Here is a 15,252-nt window from a genome sequence, read left to right as displayed (position 1 = left end):
TTAGTCAGCTTGTTATCTCCACGCAATTTCCCGTCCCGGATGCGCCGCGCAGGCCCAGCGGCAAGAATTTCCCCCGGCCGCGCGCAGCGGCACTAAAATTGCACTCTCGAGTCGCTGCCGCGCGCGCCCCACCCGCGCGCGGCGCGGCACCTCCCATTGTTTCTCTCCGCCAGGATGTTGCATGCCGCGTTTTTTCTGTCCCCAGCCACTCGCCATAGGCGCCACCATCGCTCTGCCCGACGCCGTCGCCCACCACGTCCATGTGGTGCGCCTTATGCCGGGCGAGGCCATCACCGTCTTCAACGGCGAGGGCGGCGAGTACACGGCTGTCTTGTGCAACGTCGAGAAAAAACGCGCCAGCGCCGAACTGAAGTCCCACACGGCGCGCGAAGCGGAACTGCCCTACGCCGTGACCCTGGCACAAGCGCTGCCGGAAGCGTCCAAAATGGACTGGATCATCGAAAAAGCCATCGAACTGGGCGCGGCCGGCATCGTGCCGCTGGCGGCGCAACGCTGCGTCGTGCGCCTGTCCGCCGAGCGGGCGGAGAAAAAACTGGCCCATTGGCAAGCGATCATCGTGTCCGCATCGGAACAATGCGGGCGCAACCGCCTGGCGCAGCTGGCGCCATTACAAGATTTTAATAGCTGGAGCAGCCAGCAGGATTTACATAAACGCATCATCCTGACGCCGCGTGCGGAGCAGTCGCTGGCCGACTGGGCGCGTCACCAGCCGCCGCAGGCGATCACCGTGATGGTGGGGCCGGAAGGGGGATTTTCGGAAGCGGAAGAAAAGGCGGCCCTGGCCGCCGGCGCCATCGGCCTGGCTATGGGGCCGCGCATCCTGCGCACGGAAACGGCGGGCCTGACGGCGCTGGCCACCTTGGGCGCCTTGTGGGGCGGGATGTAAGCCAGCGTACGACGATCAGGCACCGAGCGTGCCGCCAAAACAAATGCCCCGCAAGCTTTGCAGCTTGCGGGGCATTTTACTGGCATGACTGATGATGCCTTTGCTGTATCCGTCCGTCCGTGCATCCCCGTCTCCGCCGGCTGACGACTGTCAACCGGCAAGGAGGGAATCACATCAGAACTTGTGGCTGTACTGGGCCGACAAGCGCACGGTGCGCGGGCTCGAGTAGGAGTTGACCATGCCGGCGGTCGTGCTGACGGCAGTACCAGCGGCGCTGGTGTTGTAAGCCTCGTCGATCGATTGCGCCACTTGACGGTTGGTTGCGTTCAGCACGTCGACTTTAAACACGATGCCCTTGATCTGCTCTGGCTTGTAGATGAAGTTCAAGTCCAGGCGCATTTCCGTTGGCAGCGTGCCGTAAGCGCCACGGCCGTTCGGGCCGGTTGGGCACAGGAAGAAGATCGAACCGTATTGCGACAAGCCCAAGCCCTGTTGATCCATGGACGCTGGGATATTGCAAGTACGCGACATAGGACGGCCCGTTGCCACCAGCAAGTTGCCACCGACGCCGAACTGGCTCGTGAACTCATAGTAGCCATAGGTTTTCAACTGGTGCGTACGGTTGTTCGGCAACAAGCCGCTGCCGTTGATCATCGTCTCAGGGAAGTCCCATCCCGAGCTGAAGCCCACGTCGGCCTGGCCGTTATCCGACTTGGTCTGACCTTCCTGATTGCCTTCGCTGCGCGACCAGGTGTAGTTCATCTTGCCGTACCAGCCATTGCGCATCGGATGTTCGAGCATGAATTCCAGCGCCGTATAGGTACGCTTGGCTTTTTCCGGGAAGCCGGCATCGGCAGCCGTAATCGTCACCGCGCGCTGTGCACCGTTTGGTCCCACCGGGATCATGAAGGTGTTGTCCTTGCCTGGATTGAACAGGGCGCCGTTCCAGCCATGATCGTCGAAGTACTCTTTTTCAGCGCCTGTCAGCTTGGCCGAAATGGCGCGTGGATCCGAGTAGTCATCGATCGTGTTTTTCAGCTTGCGATAGGTGAACTTGATACCGCCGTTGAAGTCAGGCGTCAGCGCCTTCTCGAAGCCCAGGTTGATCTCGTCCTGGAAGTGGGCCTTCAAGTTGGTCGAAGCCAGCTCATTGGCGCGTTTTTCCTGGCCAAATTCATTGTTAGCCGACACGACATTGCTGATCGGGTTCAAGCCCAGCGGTGCGCCCGTGGTCGGGTTGACGCCCGTGTAGGTGTAGAAGCGGTCGGTGTTCAGCGAAGCGCCGGCAAAACGTACGGCCATGTTGGCCGGCAATTGCATGAAGTAGCGGCCAGCCGTACCGAAGACTTTCAGGGAACCGTCGCCATACACATTCCAGGCCGCATTCAAACGCGGTGCCAGCATGTTTTTCTGTTCCACGAAGGTTTCGCCGATACCGTTCATGTTCTTGAACGACTCATTGCGCAAGCCCAGGGTCACGACCAGGTTTTCGGTGGCCTGATAGCGGTCCTCGATGTATTGCGCCGACTGCTCGACGGTCGGGGTGGAGCCGCCGCGCTGCAGGTTTTCACGCACGTAGTAACCTTGGGTGCCATAACCGCCGCCAGCTGCCGGCGAGATATTGTGGCCAGACAATACGGTGTTCGGATCGGTTTTCAGATACGTCCAGGTACCGCCGCCAGCCGCTTCCGTACCGTTCAGGGCATTGATCTTGTTGTGGTCAAGACCGCCGCGTATCGTATGCTGCTTGGCCAGTTTGTATTCCAGATCCAGGCGATAACCGCGGTTGGTGTCTTGCGCGCCGTCGCGCAGCAGGGCCGAGCTGAAACCCTGCACTTGGCTAGGCGAATAATTCAGGCCTGGTACCTTAAACTCTGGAGAACTAACGACGATTGGACGCAAGCCTGGAATGTAGCCGAACGGATTTTGCTCGCGTTGCGTCTTCGCCTGGCCAACCAGGGCTTGCACGGTCAGATCGTCGGTCACATAGCTGGTCAGCTTGAGGATGTCGATGTTCGAGCCCTGGGCTGCCGCCAGCGCGGCACCGGTGGCGTTGAGGAACAGCACGCCTGCCGAATAGTTCTTGAATCTGGCGCCGCCGTTCTGCACATAGCCGCGCTGCTTGGTGTCGTAGTTGAAGCCGTAGTATTGATCGTTGACATTCGACTCGTCCGAAATGTGCGTGTATTCGAGGCGGTTGTTGTCGGTGATATTCCAGTCGATCTTGGCGATATAACGCGGCACATCGGATTTCTGCACCAGCCAGCCGGTCTGGTTGTTCACTTGGCTGGTCGATGCCAGACGCGCCGTTTCGCGGTCCATCTTGGTAAATTCGCCACCCAGATAGATGAACAGCTTGTCCTTGATCAGCGGGCCGCTGACATAGGCGTTATAGACCTTCTCGGTCAGCTTGTCGCCTTCGCGGTAGTTGTAGATCTTACCATCCGTCTTGGGATTGGCGCCCGTATTCGGGAACATGATGTTCTTGGCTTTGCCGCGCAGCGAATCAGGCGCGTAGGTAAAGCCGGCGCCGAATTCCCAGTTATTCGTACCGCTCTTGGTGGTGATGTTGACCACGCCACCCGTCGAACGTCCGAATTCGGCGCCGTAGCCGCCGGTGATGATTTGCGCTTCAGCAATCGAGCCGAAAGGCAGGGAAGAGTAACCAACCTGATACAGGCTGTTGGTGACGGGGAAACCGTTGATGTACGCCGCATTTTCCGACGCGCTGGAGCCGCCGAAGCTGGCGGCGTTGTTGCCGTAGCGCGAGTCGGCGCGCGTGGTGCCGCCAGCCAATTGCACGATGTTGGCAACCGTAGGCGCCAATGGCAGGGTAGCCAGTTCGCGCGAATTGAAGGAAGAACCGGAGTTGGAACTGGTGACATCGATCGCGCGGCGGCGGCTCGTCACGTTCACGGTTTGCACCTGCTGCAGCGCCACTTCGCTTTCCTGGCCGATGCGCACTTCCACATCCTGCGAGCTGACGACGGAAGAGCCTTTCAGCAGGGTCACCTTGTAGTTGCCAACTGGCAGGGAGGTGATGCGGAAAGTACCGCTTGCATCGGGCGAAATGGTCCGTTTGAAGCCATTGTCAGCACCGACGATCTGCACCGATGCGCTGGCATCCGGCGCGATCTTGCCGATGATATTGCCCGTGGCATTCGACTGTGCCATTACCGTTGGAACAATCGCAGCGCTCAATACCGATGCGCTGAAAGCGATCGTTAATGCACGTGCTATTACAGTTTTTCTCAACATGTCATTCCCTATTTATTTATGAGCGCAGTATTACTGCTTTGGTAAAGGAGTTTATCACTCACACTTATGCGTTTTTGAACGCTTTTTACTCTCATCACCTTGTAATCCCTTCATACAAGGCATCCTCTCGATCCACTTTGCATACGCAAAATAAACAGAATGACACATCGGAACATATTGAAACGGGCTGGTCAATAAAATTAGAAAAACTGTTCTGTTGGCGCAACACTTCAATTTATACAAAAAATAGACGAGCAGAAGCGCATCCAGGCTGAATGAAAACACTCGCGGACGATAATCAAATTTACTTGGAATGCCTGCAAACAGTGGCTTTGCACCAATGGCATCAGAATGCTGCAGGAAGAGTTGTTTCTAAAAAAAGATGAATATAAAAAGCCCGAAAAATAAATGACGCGCAAGTCGAAATTATTTTACGGGACGAGGCCGAATATATTGCACATCCATCCCGCAATAAATCAATCAGATTTTTTCAGGATAGTTCCATATAAAAAAATATCTCGTCATCATCTCAAAAATAAATCCTGCATTCCATTGATGACGCGACAGCGGCAAGAGTCAGCGCTGCTCATTTCCTTCAATGCGTGCGAAGCAAAGATACAGAATTGCACCTGCAAGAAACAAAACACTATCAAATCACACGCAATGGCAAGGCGTCAACAAAATCAAGCAGCCACAACAAAAAAGCAACACAAATTACGGGGAAAATTTGGCCCCGATTTGCACGCCCCAACAAGGGGCGGCGGATGCACCAGCAACGCGCCGATTTTGCACCAGTTTGTAGCAGCCAGGAAACGCCGCCATATCGCGCCACGGCACGGTGGCGACCATGCGAACAGACGGCACTGCCGCCTGTTTCCCCCCGAAAAAAGTCCGGGTAAACGAAGCAGTGAACGATGTGGAGGTAAAATAGCGCTCGGATGCCGTCACGCGGCACCGCACACTCTCCGCTAGATACGGAGCCCGGCAATTTTTAAAAATACACACCATGTTGCGACTCAACGAAGTAAAACTCCCCCTCGAACACGACGAAGCGGCCCTGCCCGCCGCCATTCTGGCGCGCCTCGGCATTGCCGCGGATGAGCTGCTCGGCTTTACCGTCTTCAAGCGCAGCTATGACGCGCGCAAGCGCAGCGCCGTGGTGTTGATTTACTCGCTGCACGTGGACGTCAAGAATGAAGCGGCCGTGCTGGCGCGCCTGGGCCACGATATCCACCTGATGCCCGCGCCCGATACCGACTATAAATTCGTCGCCGGCGGCGAACAGCTGGCCGGCCATACCAATGAACCGCGCCCCATCGTCATCGGCACGGGCCCCTGCGGCCTGTTCGTGGCGCTGATCCTGGCACAGATGGGCTTGCGCCCCCTCATCCTGGAACGGGGCAAGCAGGTGCGCGAGCGCACGGTCGACACCTTCGGTTTCTGGCGCAAGCGCGAACTGAACCCGGAATCGAACGTGCAGTTCGGCGAAGGCGGCGCCGGCACCTTCTCGGACGGCAAACTGTACAGCCAGATCAAGGATCCCAAGCACTACGGCCGCAAGGTGCTGACGGAATTCGTCAAGGCCGGCGCGCCCGAAGAAATCATGTACGTGAGCAAGCCGCACATCGGCACCTTCCGCCTGGTCAAGATGGTGGAAGAAATGCGCGCGAATATCGAACGGCTGGGCGGCGAATACCGTTTCAGCAGCAAAGTGGTCGATCTCGACATCGAGCCGGGCAGCGATGGCGGCCAGGTGCGCGGCGTGGTGCTGGACAATGGCGAAACCATCGCCAGCAACCACGTCGTGCTGGCCATCGGCCACAGCGCGCGCGACACCTTCGAGATGCTGCACCGCCGCGGCGTGTACATCGAAGCGAAACCGTTCTCGATCGGCTTCCGCGTGGAACACCCGCAATCGTTGATCGACAGCTGCCGCTTCGGCCCCAGCGCCGGCCACCCTATCCTGGGCGCGGCCGACTACAAGCTCGTGCATCACGCCAGCAACGGCCGCTCCGTCTACAGCTTTTGCATGTGCCCGGGCGGCACGGTGGTGGCCGCCGCCTCGGAACCGGGCCGCCTGGTGACGAACGGCATGAGCCAGTACTCGCGCAACGAGCGCAACGCCAACAGCGCCATCGTCGTCGGCATCACGCCGGCCGATTACCCGGGCGACCCGCTGGCCGGCATCGCCCTGCAGCGCGAGCTGGAGGAGCGCGCATTTGCCTTGGGCGGCGGCAACTACGATGCTCCAGGACAATTGGTCGGCGACTTCGTGGCTGGCCGCGCCTCGACGGAATTCGGCAGCGTGGTACCGTCGTACAAGCCGGCCGTGCATCTGACGGACCTGGCGCCCTCCTTGCCCGAGTACGCGATCACGGCGCTGCGCGAAGCGTTTCCGGCGTTCAACAAGCAGATCAAGGGTTACTACAAGGCCGACGCCGTGCTGACGGGCGTGGAAACGCGCACCTCGTCGCCGATCCGCATCAAGCGCCGCGACGACGACTTGCAAAGCCTGAATACACGGGGCCTCTTTCCCGCAGGCGAAGGCGCCGGCTATGCGGGCGGCATCCTGTCGGCGGCCGTCGATGGCATCAAGGTGGCCGAGGCGGTGGCGCTGTCGATGGCGGCGCGCGGCTAAGCTACGCCAGCCTCTGCCTGCAGGCGGGACGAAAAAAAACCGGCACTGAGTTCACAGTGCCGGTTTTTTTTATGCCTGCTCCCGCTCTTTAAAACTTGTACGAGGCATTCAGGTAGCCGGTACGGCCGCGCGGATCGTAATAGCGGTCGTCATAGCCGAATTGCTGGCCGCGGTTCGCGCCGGACGTCGATGGCACGAATGGCGGACTCTTGTCGGTCAAGTTCAGCACGCCGGCGGTGAGGACCCAGCTCTTGCTTGGCGTCCACACCGTTTGCCAGTCGAGCGTCGAATAGAAACCGACCTGCATGCGGATCTTTTCCTGGCCCGTCACGGCGCCCGAAGCGTCAAGTACATCGACCGACGTTTCCTGGTCCTTGTAGCCGGACAGGAAGTTGACCGTCAGCGAGTTGGCCCAGTTGCCCGTTTTCAGGGTATTCGTCCACTGGCCGCGCGTGCGGAAAGTCACCGTCCCCAGATCGGCGAAGTTGCCCAGCGCCGAATAATACTTGCCGCCGCGTTCCAGCTGCACATCCTCGCGCAGCATTTGCGTCGCGTTCAGCTGCGACGTGAACAGGCCAATGCCGGAACGGTAACGGGCGCTGATATCGATATCGACACCGGTGGCAAACGACTTGCCCAGATTCTGGTTGTCCGCCAGGAAGGCCAGGTAGGTGGTACCCGTGCCCACGTCCTTGTTGACGCCCCAGGATTTCGGGAAGTTGGACGGATTGCCGAATACCAGCTGTTCGGTCAACTGACCGAAGGAATCGCGGATCTGCACATGCCACAGGTCGGCGCCCAGGGTAATGGCGCTGATCGGCTCGTAACGGAAGCCGATGGTCGCCTGTTTCGATTTCTCAGGCTGCAACTCGCGGTTGCCGCCGGCCAGCTGGTCGTACTGGCGATTGCCTGGCTGGCATTGTGCGTTCAGACGCGTGGCGATCGCCTGCAGTGCCGGCGTGCACGTGTACTTCTCGCTGGTGACACCATAGCCGCGCTGCAGGGCGTTGACTTGCGGCACTGTCGGTGCGTGGAAACCGTTGCCGACAGAGCCGCGGATCAGCAAGGTGGGTGCCGGCGTCCATTTAAAACTGGCCTTGGCCGTGGTGGCGCCACCGAAGTCCGAGAATTCATCGAAACGCAAGGCCGCGCCCAATTCCAGCTCTTTCAGCACAGGCGCGATGACTTCGCCAAAAATGCCCTTCGACGTACGGCTGGCGCTGTACGGCTGGCTGCTGGCCGCATCGCCGAAACGCTGGTCGCACTCCAGTCCTGTCGTGCCGCCGCACAAGGTGCCCTTCACGGGGTCGGCCAGGATGCCTTGCGCAAACGGACTTGGCTTCGCGGAGAATTCTTCGCGATTGATGTTGACTCCCATGCCCAGCATCATCGCGCCGCCAGGCAGTCGGCGCAGTTCCGTCGAGCCATTCAGGTTAATCGTTTGCAGGCGCGAAGTGCCGCCATCCCAGTAACCGGTGTACGCGGCAGCCTTGATGGCTTCCTGTGCCGCGGTGGACTGCTTGCCCGGGCCGACGAAGGGATCGAGCAGGCCGCTCGATGTGAGATTATTGACAGCAATGGCACCAGGATAGCCGGAAATACTGCCTTTTACGCGGCTTTCGGAAAAGTTATAAGCAGCGTTATAGTCCCAACCGGCCAGAATGCCGCGCGTGCCGACCACCACACTGGCAAAATCGGCCGTATCTTTCGAGGTACGCTGGCCCATGTCGAACAGCCGGTAAAAAGCCGTGCTGTCGCCGGTAATACCAGCTGGCACTAAATACTTGTCATGCAGCGGCGTGCCTGCATCGACAGCGATCGCCCCAGGCACGGGGGCGATACGCGAAGTTTGTTTCGTGCGTGACAGCAATACGTCCGCATACACTTCCTGGCCGGCGATCTTGAAGGTGCCCGATGCCATGAAGTTGTCACGCTTGCGCTCCGGATAGATTTCCAGGTCCTTGGTGAAGTCGTAGCCGCAGTAGTCATCGACCAGGCCGCTGCCGTCGTTATACGGTTCGATCACGCGGAACGTCTTGTCCGGGCAGGAGCCGTTGGCCTTCTGGTAAGGGCTGATCAGCTGGCCATTGTCATCGGTGGCATTGGCCGGAATCGGGCTGGCCGAAAACTGTTGCTTCTGATAGCGCTTGCCATTGGCCGAGAATTGCACCTTGCCCGTGCTGGCGAACTTGCGGTCGACGGAAGCGAGCTTGTCGCGCTCGTCGTGGCCAAAGGTCAGCACCACGTTGTAGCCATCTTCGTCCAGGTTGCCAAAACCCTTGGTGGCGCTGAGGCGTTTCTCACGCGCACCGTTTTTTGGTGCGGAGTAGCCGATGGACACATCACCGATCGTCGTATCGTGCTTGGTAATGAAGTTGACCACGCCGGCGATCGCATCGGCACCGTACAGGGCGGAGGCGCCATCGGTCAGCAGTTCCACACGCTCGATGGCCGAGATAGGGATCGAATTCAAGTCGAAGCCAGCGGCGAAACCCGTCAGCGTCTGGCCGCCGAACTGGGCCAGGCGCTTGCCGTTCAGCAAGACGAGCGTACGCGTCTCCCCCACGTTATGCACGGAAATACCGGAGAAACCGAAGGTGCTTCCCCCAACCGAGGAACTTTCGCTCGTGGCACCCTGGGCGGAAGAGAGCTTCTTGACCAGATCGGTGACCGAAGTGGCGCCCGATGTGCGGATGGCTTCGGCGGTCAGCACGGTGACCGGCAAGGCGCCTTCGGCAGCGATACGCTTGATCGACGAACCGGTGACTTCAACGCGCTGGATTTGCGCATCGGCGCCCTGCGCATCTTGTGCTACCGCAGACTGCGAGGCAACGGACAAGGCCGCTGCCATACCACCGGCGCAGACGATGCGAACTGCACGAGAGATGACGGTTTCTTTAAGCATGGTGAACCCTTTTTCATTTGTACGGTTATATATGACTCCGGATTTGTTACCCGGATTACACTCGTTCATCTAAAGGAAACGCCTCGCACGGCACCGGATCAGGCGCCGTGAAGTTCGCTGGGACACGTGTACAGAAATGGAACTAGGCAACTAAAAGTCAACTAGACAACTACATAGAATCACGGCAAGAATATGAGTGTCAACAGAACTCAACATGCGTATGGCGTACATACAACATATGAAAAGCAGGGGCGACAAGGGATAAGGCGCGCTCGCGGCTAGCCGCGAGGCCATGCGGCATCAGCTGGCCAGCGGCAGCCTGATTTGTATATGACAGCCGGGAGTGCAGTCGATCGCGCACACCTGGCCGCCCAGTTGCTGCACGATGGTGTAGACGATGTGCATGCCCAGGCCGGAGCCGCCCTGGCCCCGCTTGGTGGTGAAGAACGGTTCAAACATGTGTTCGCGCACGGCCGGCGCCAGGCCGATACCGTCATCGGAGAAGTCCAGCAGCAGCCAGCGCCCGGCGGCGTCTTCCCCCTCCTCCTCGATGCGCGCGCGGATCGTGATGCGCCCCGGGCCGCCTTGCGGATAGCCATGGCGGGCGCTGTTCATCAGCAGGTTCGAGAGGATTTGCGACAGCTTGCCGGCCGCCAGGCGTACCTGGCAATCGGGCGCGATATCGAGTTCCACACCCAGCGCCGCCTTGCGCAGTTCCGGGCTGTGCGCCGACACCAGGCCGTGCACATAATCGTGCAGCGCCAGGTCCGCCACGTATTCGCTGACCTGGTCCACGGCCAGCTGCTTGAAATTGCCGATCAGGTCGGCGGCACGCGCCAGGTTGCGCTCGATCAAGGCCGCCGCGCCTTTCAGGGATTCGGCAATGTCGATCAGTTCGGTGCGGCTGACCTTGGCGCCGCCCAGCAGCTGCACCAGCTGGTCGGCATAGCTGCCCATGCTCGACGCGGCTGTCAGCGCCACGCCGATGGGCGTGTTGACTTCATGCGACACGCCCGCCACCAGCGAACCGAGGGCCGCCATCTGTTCCTGCTCGATCAGGTTGGCCTGCGCCGCCAGCAGCGACTCGGTGCGCACGCGCACGATTTCTTCCAGCTGCTGGGTGCGCTCCTGGTGCTGCAGCTCGGCCGCGCCGCGCGCCGAGAAGATCGACAACAGCAACAGCGCCAGCAAGCGCTTGTTTTCATCGATGGGACGCGTGTCGATGGCCGACAGGATGCCCAGGGTCTTGCCATCGGTATCGATCAGCGGCATGCCGACATAGCTTTCCGCATGCATGTCGACCAGGAGGGTATCGAGTGGAAAGCGACGCTGGATATCGCTGCCGTGAAAACACATGCTCTGGCAAGTCACGTCCTGACAAGGCGTGTGCTGCAGGCTGTATTCGATATTCGGCTGGTAGTCATCGCCGCCCCACAGGGCCAGGGTGCGGATGCCTTCGCTGCCATCGTCCATGCGCACCAGCCGCCCGGCGATCACATAGTGCACGTCGAGCGCTTCGGCCAGGTCCTTGACGAGGATGCGCAGGAAGTCGTCGCCACGGGCGTGCGCCGTCGAGGCGGTGATCGAGCGCAGGGCCGCTTCCGCCAGGGTGCGCCGCTGCTCGGGATCGAACAGGGGTTCTTGCGAATTCACATCGAACAACGGAATACTCATGAATGCTCCTGCGCAGCACGGGAAGCGCAGGCAAAGCTGCCGGCGCGGCGATCCTCAGCAAAGGCCCTGGTCAGGGGACTTGCCGCGATTGTACCCCTGGCTATTGTTTAATAATACAGATACGCAGGAAATTTTTATAGCCAGCCGGAACGCTTGAACAAGTAATACATATAACCGCAGACACAGCTCATCACTGCCACGGCGGCCGGATAGCCATAATGCCAGTCCAGTTCCGGCATGAACTTGAAGTTCATGCCCCAGATGCCGGCAAATGCGGTAAACACGGCAAAGATAGCCGCCCAGGCCGCCAACTGCTTGTTCACTTCGCTCTCGTCGATGGCCACCATCGACAGATTCACCTGGATGGCCGTGCTGATCGTATCGCGGATGGTGTCGAGCGTGCCGTTGATGCGCGCCAAATGGTCGTGCACGTCGCGGAAATACTCCTGGGTATCGTGGCACAGCGGCGGCACGCGCCCGCCGTGCAGCTTGCCCACCGCTTCCATCAGGGGCGCCACCACGTGGCGCAAGACCATGACCTTGCGTTTCAATTGATACAGCCGTTCGATATTGTCGCGCTCGGTGCCACGGTCGAAGATACGGTCCTCGATCAGCTCCAGCTCCGATTCGAGCGCGTCGAGCACGGGAAAGTAACGGTCGACGACCGCGTCCATCAGCGCGTACAGCACGAAGGCCGAGCCCTGGCGCAGCAGATGCGGTTCGCGCTCGGCACGCGCGCGGACACCGAGGAAACCTTGCGAGCTGTTGCTGCGCGACGAAAGCACGTAATTGGCACCGACAAAGATATCGACTTCGCCCAGCACCAGTTCATTCTCGACCATTTCCACGGTTTTCACCACGGCAAACAGGGAATCGCCATATTCCTCGATCTTCGGACGCTGGTGGCCCCGCTGCGCGTCTTCCACCGCCAGTTCGTGCAGGCAAAACTCGTGCTGCATCTGTTTCAGCTCGTCCGGCGTGGCGTCGAGCAGGGCCACCCAGACGAAGCAATCGGGGCGCTCGACGTAATCGCTGATATCGTCGATCGGCAAGTCGGCCAGTTTTTTGCCATCCTGGTAGGCCACGCAGTTTATAAGCATACAGTTCCACAATCAAATGAAGACCGGACGAAACAGTCCGGCAGGCGTCAGCTTACCTTATCGCCTGCTGTGGGTGTTGTGGCGTGCAAGGAACACCGCAAGAAAAAGCGGACGGGAGAGTCCCCGTCCGGCAAGGCGTCAATCGTCCTTGGCGCCGTCGATGCCCAGTTCGGATATCTTGCGGGTGATGGTGTTGCGGCCGATGCCCAGGCGCACGGCGGCGTCGTTCTTGCGCCCGTGCGTATGCTTGAGCGCCGTCTTGATCAGGGCCGATTCGAATTGCCGCCCCAGCACGGCCATGACTTCCTGCTGTCCCGCGCCCAGCATGCCGGCCGCCTGCAATTCCAGCAAGCCGATCCAGCCCGGCGGCGCGCCGTTGGCGGGCGCGGCCGCTTCGAAGACCTGACCGCCCTGCTGGTGAGCAACAGCTGGCGACGCGGCCTCGCCCGCCGCGGCGGTGGCGGCGCCATCGCCCTGCCCCTGCGTCAATTCCAGCGGCAAGTCCTTGATTTCCACCGTCTGGCCCGGCGCCATGACGGTGATCCAGTTGCACAGGTTTTCCAGCTGGCGCACATTGCCCGGCAAGTCGAGGCTGCTGAGGAACTGCATCGTCGGTTCGCTCATGCGTTTGGCTTCCACGCCCAGCTGGCGCGCGCTTTGCACCAGGAAGTGGCGCACCAGAATGGGGATATCCTCGCGCCGCTCCCGCAAACTGGGCAGGCGCAGGCGGATCACGTTCAGCCGGTGATACAAGTCTTCACGGAACAGGCCGTCGCGCACGCGCTGCTCGAGGTTCTGGTGCGTGGCGGTAATGACGCGCACGTTCGCCTTCATGGGCTGATGGCCGCCGACGCGGTAGAAATGGCCGTCGGACAGCACGCGCAGCAAACGCGTCTGCAGGTCGAACGGCATGTCGCCGATTTCATCGAGGAACAGGGTGCCGTTCTCGGCCTGCTCGAAGCGGCCCCGGCGGGTCGTCTGCGCGCCCGTAAACGCGCCGCGTTCATGGCCGAACAGTTCGGACTCGAGCAAATCCTTCGGGATCGCCGCCGTGTTCAGGGCGATGAAGGGCTGCGCCGCGCGCGGGCTGTGCTTGTGCAGCGCGCGCGCCACGAGTTCCTTGCCGGAACCGGATTCGCCCGTGATGAGCACCGTCACATTCGATTGCGACAAACGGCCGATGGCGCGGAAGACTTCCTGCATGGCCGGCGCCTGACCGAGGATTTCCGGCGTTTCCGACGGGCCCGATTCGACGCTGGTCTCGCGCAGGCTTTCTTCCAGCGCGCGGCGGATCAGCTCGACAGCCTTGTCGATGTCAAACGGCTTGGCCAGGTATTCGAAGGCGCCGCCCTGGAAGGCCGCGACGGCCGAATCGAGGTCGGAAAAGGCGGTAATAATGATGACCGGCAAGCCGGGAAAGCGCGACTTGACCGTTTGCAGCAACTCCAGGCCGGACGCGCCCGGCATGCGGATGTCCGACACGAGCACTTGCGGCGTGTCAAATTCCAGCGCGGCGATGGCGTCGCGCGCATTGGCAAAACTCTTGGTGGCGAGATTTTCCCGCGCCAGGGCTTTTTCCAGCACCCAGCGGATTGATTCGTCGTCGTCAACTATCCAGATTGGCTTCATTAGTGTGTGCGTCCCGCAATGGATTTCATGGGTGGGATACTGCCTCGCTTATGGCAAGGGGAGAACGATCCTGAAATCGGTGTATCCAGGCCGGCTTTCGCACTCGATCACGCCCAGGTGCTGTTGCACGAAGGTTTGCGCCAAGGTCAGTCCCAGTCCGCTGCCGCCTTCCCTGCCCGACACCAGCGGGTAGAAAATCCGGTCGCGGATCTGGGGTGCGATGCCCGGTCCATTGTCAATGATATGCAAGTCTAATGCCAGGTTGTAGCGGACCTTGGCCAGGGTCACCTGGCGCGCCACGCGCGTCTTGAAAATCAGCTCCGCATCGCCCGCTTCGATGCGCTCGGCCAGCGCCTGCGCCGCGTTATGCGCAATGTTGAGCACGGTCTGTATCAGTTGCTCCTTGTCGCCGCGAAACTCGGGGATCGAGGCGTCGTAATCGCGCGAAATGGTCAGTCCGCTGGGAAACTCGGCCAGGATCAGGCTGCGCACCCGTTCGCACACTTCATGGATATTCACGTCGCCCACGATGTGCGGGCGGCGGTGCGGCGCCAGCAGGCGGTCGACCAGCGTCTGCAGGCGGTCCGCTTCCTTGATGATGACTTGCGTGTATTCGCGCAATTCGCTCAGGTGCAGGGCCGGCAATTCCAGCTCCAGCAGCTGGGCCGCGCCGCGGATGCCGCCCAGCGGGTTCTTGATTTCATGCGCCAGGTTGCGGATCAGCTCCTTGTTGACCTGGCTCTGGTCGAGGATGCGCTCCTCGCGGTCGAGTTTTAATTGCTGCACATTTTCGCGCAGTTCGATCAGCACGCCGTCGCGCGGTGCGTCGAGGGCGCTGACGATGCTGTGCACGCCCAGCGGCTCGCGCCCCAGGCGTTCCAGGCTCAGGTCCTGGCGCAAATCGGAAAATTTATGTTCGAGCGCCTGCGCGCAGATGCCGGCCAGCTCCTCGGGATTGAGGAACAGCGCCATCAGTTTTTGCCGCGACAGCGCCTTTAATGAGCTTTCCAGCAGGTTTTCCGCCGCCGCGTTGGCATAGCTGATGCGGCCGTCGCCGTCGAGCAGGATCACGGCCGAAGCGAGCAGATCAAGGCCTGCCAGGTGGGCCGGGCGGCTGGAATGGTTGTCTAGTGTCATGTGC

General features: G+C 60.4%; 8 protein-coding genes. 2 read left to right on the top strand and 6 right to left on the bottom strand.

Features of this window, described 5'->3' with window-relative positions:
• Positions 1 to 181: 181 nt before the first annotated feature.
• Complete coding sequence (locus tag AC3RCG_RS06525) at positions 182 to 907, top strand: 16S rRNA (uracil(1498)-N(3))-methyltransferase (protein WP_070312782.1); 726 nt, start codon at positions 182 to 184, stop codon at positions 905 to 907.
• Between the two features lie 174 nt (positions 908 to 1,081).
• On the opposite strand, the gene AC3RCG_RS06520 is transcribed toward AC3RCG_RS06525, so the two are convergent.
• Complete coding sequence (locus AC3RCG_RS06520) at positions 1,082 to 4,081, bottom strand: TonB-dependent receptor (protein WP_083287270.1); 3,000 nt, start codon at positions 4,079 to 4,081, stop codon at positions 1,082 to 1,084.
• A 1,090-nt stretch (positions 4,082 to 5,171) separates the two neighbouring features.
• Here AC3RCG_RS06520 and AC3RCG_RS06515 point away from each other — a divergent pair.
• Positions 5,172 to 6,803 (top strand): NAD(P)/FAD-dependent oxidoreductase, encoded by a 1,632-nt coding sequence (locus tag AC3RCG_RS06515; protein ID WP_070219253.1) that lies wholly within the window; start codon positions 5,172 to 5,174, stop codon positions 6,801 to 6,803.
• A gap of 88 nt (positions 6,804 to 6,891) precedes the next feature.
• Here the strand turns inward: AC3RCG_RS06515 and AC3RCG_RS06510 are convergent, their stop codons facing one another.
• The 5 genes from AC3RCG_RS06510 to glnL form a co-directional block, all read right to left on the bottom strand.
• Entirely contained in the window at positions 6,892 to 9,708 is a 2,817-nt protein-coding gene (locus tag AC3RCG_RS06510; protein WP_230506618.1) for a TonB-dependent receptor plug domain-containing protein, read from the bottom strand.
• 300 nt (positions 9,709 to 10,008) lie between these two features.
• Complete coding sequence (locus tag AC3RCG_RS06505) at positions 10,009 to 11,382, bottom strand: ATP-binding protein (protein ID WP_121668575.1); 1,374 nt, start codon at positions 11,380 to 11,382, stop codon at positions 10,009 to 10,011.
• A 134-nt stretch (positions 11,383 to 11,516) separates the two neighbouring features.
• Entirely contained in the window at positions 11,517 to 12,482 is a 966-nt protein-coding gene (gene corA / locus AC3RCG_RS06500; RefSeq protein WP_034760218.1) for a magnesium/cobalt transporter CorA, read from the bottom strand.
• A gap of 138 nt (positions 12,483 to 12,620) precedes the next feature.
• Positions 12,621 to 14,111, bottom strand: a complete 1,491-nt coding sequence (gene ntrC, locus AC3RCG_RS06495) for a nitrogen regulation protein NR(I) (RefSeq protein WP_070291141.1) — start codon at positions 14,109 to 14,111, stop codon at positions 12,621 to 12,623.
• Between the two features lie 48 nt (positions 14,112 to 14,159).
• Positions 14,160 to 15,248: a nitrogen regulation protein NR(II) gene (gene glnL / locus AC3RCG_RS06490; protein WP_492404501.1), complete on the bottom strand. Its 1,089-nt coding sequence runs from the start codon at positions 15,246 to 15,248 to the stop codon at positions 14,160 to 14,162.
• Positions 15,249 to 15,252 lie beyond the last annotated feature (4 nt).

The organism is Janthinobacterium sp. GW823-FHT01H08 (assembly GCF_058797855.1).
The sequence above is the reverse complement of the archived record's forward strand: the minus strand, read 5'-3'. Positions and strand labels throughout refer to the sequence as shown.

Coding starts and splice junctions, on each gene's coding strand:
- AC3RCG_RS06525 (WP_070312782.1), top strand. CDS start 182: ATGCCGCGTTTTTTCTGTCCCCAGCCACTCGCCATAGGCGCCACCATC.
- AC3RCG_RS06520 (WP_083287270.1), bottom strand. CDS start 4,081: ATGGCACAGTCGAATGCCACGGGCAATATCATCGGCAAGATCGCGCCG.
- AC3RCG_RS06515 (WP_070219253.1), top strand. CDS start 5,172: ATGTTGCGACTCAACGAAGTAAAACTCCCCCTCGAACACGACGAAGCG.
- AC3RCG_RS06510 (WP_230506618.1), bottom strand. CDS start 9,708: ATGCTTAAAGAAACCGTCATCTCTCGTGCAGTTCGCATCGTCTGCGCC.
- AC3RCG_RS06505 (WP_121668575.1), bottom strand. CDS start 11,382: ATGAGTATTCCGTTGTTCGATGTGAATTCGCAAGAACCCCTGTTCGAT.
- corA (WP_034760218.1), bottom strand. CDS start 12,482: ATGCTTATAAACTGCGTGGCCTACCAGGATGGCAAAAAACTGGCCGAC.
- ntrC (WP_070291141.1), bottom strand. CDS start 14,111: ATGAAGCCAATCTGGATAGTTGACGACGACGAATCAATCCGCTGGGTG.
- glnL (WP_492404501.1), bottom strand. CDS start 15,248: ATGACACTAGACAACCATTCCAGCCGCCCGGCCCACCTGGCAGGCCTT.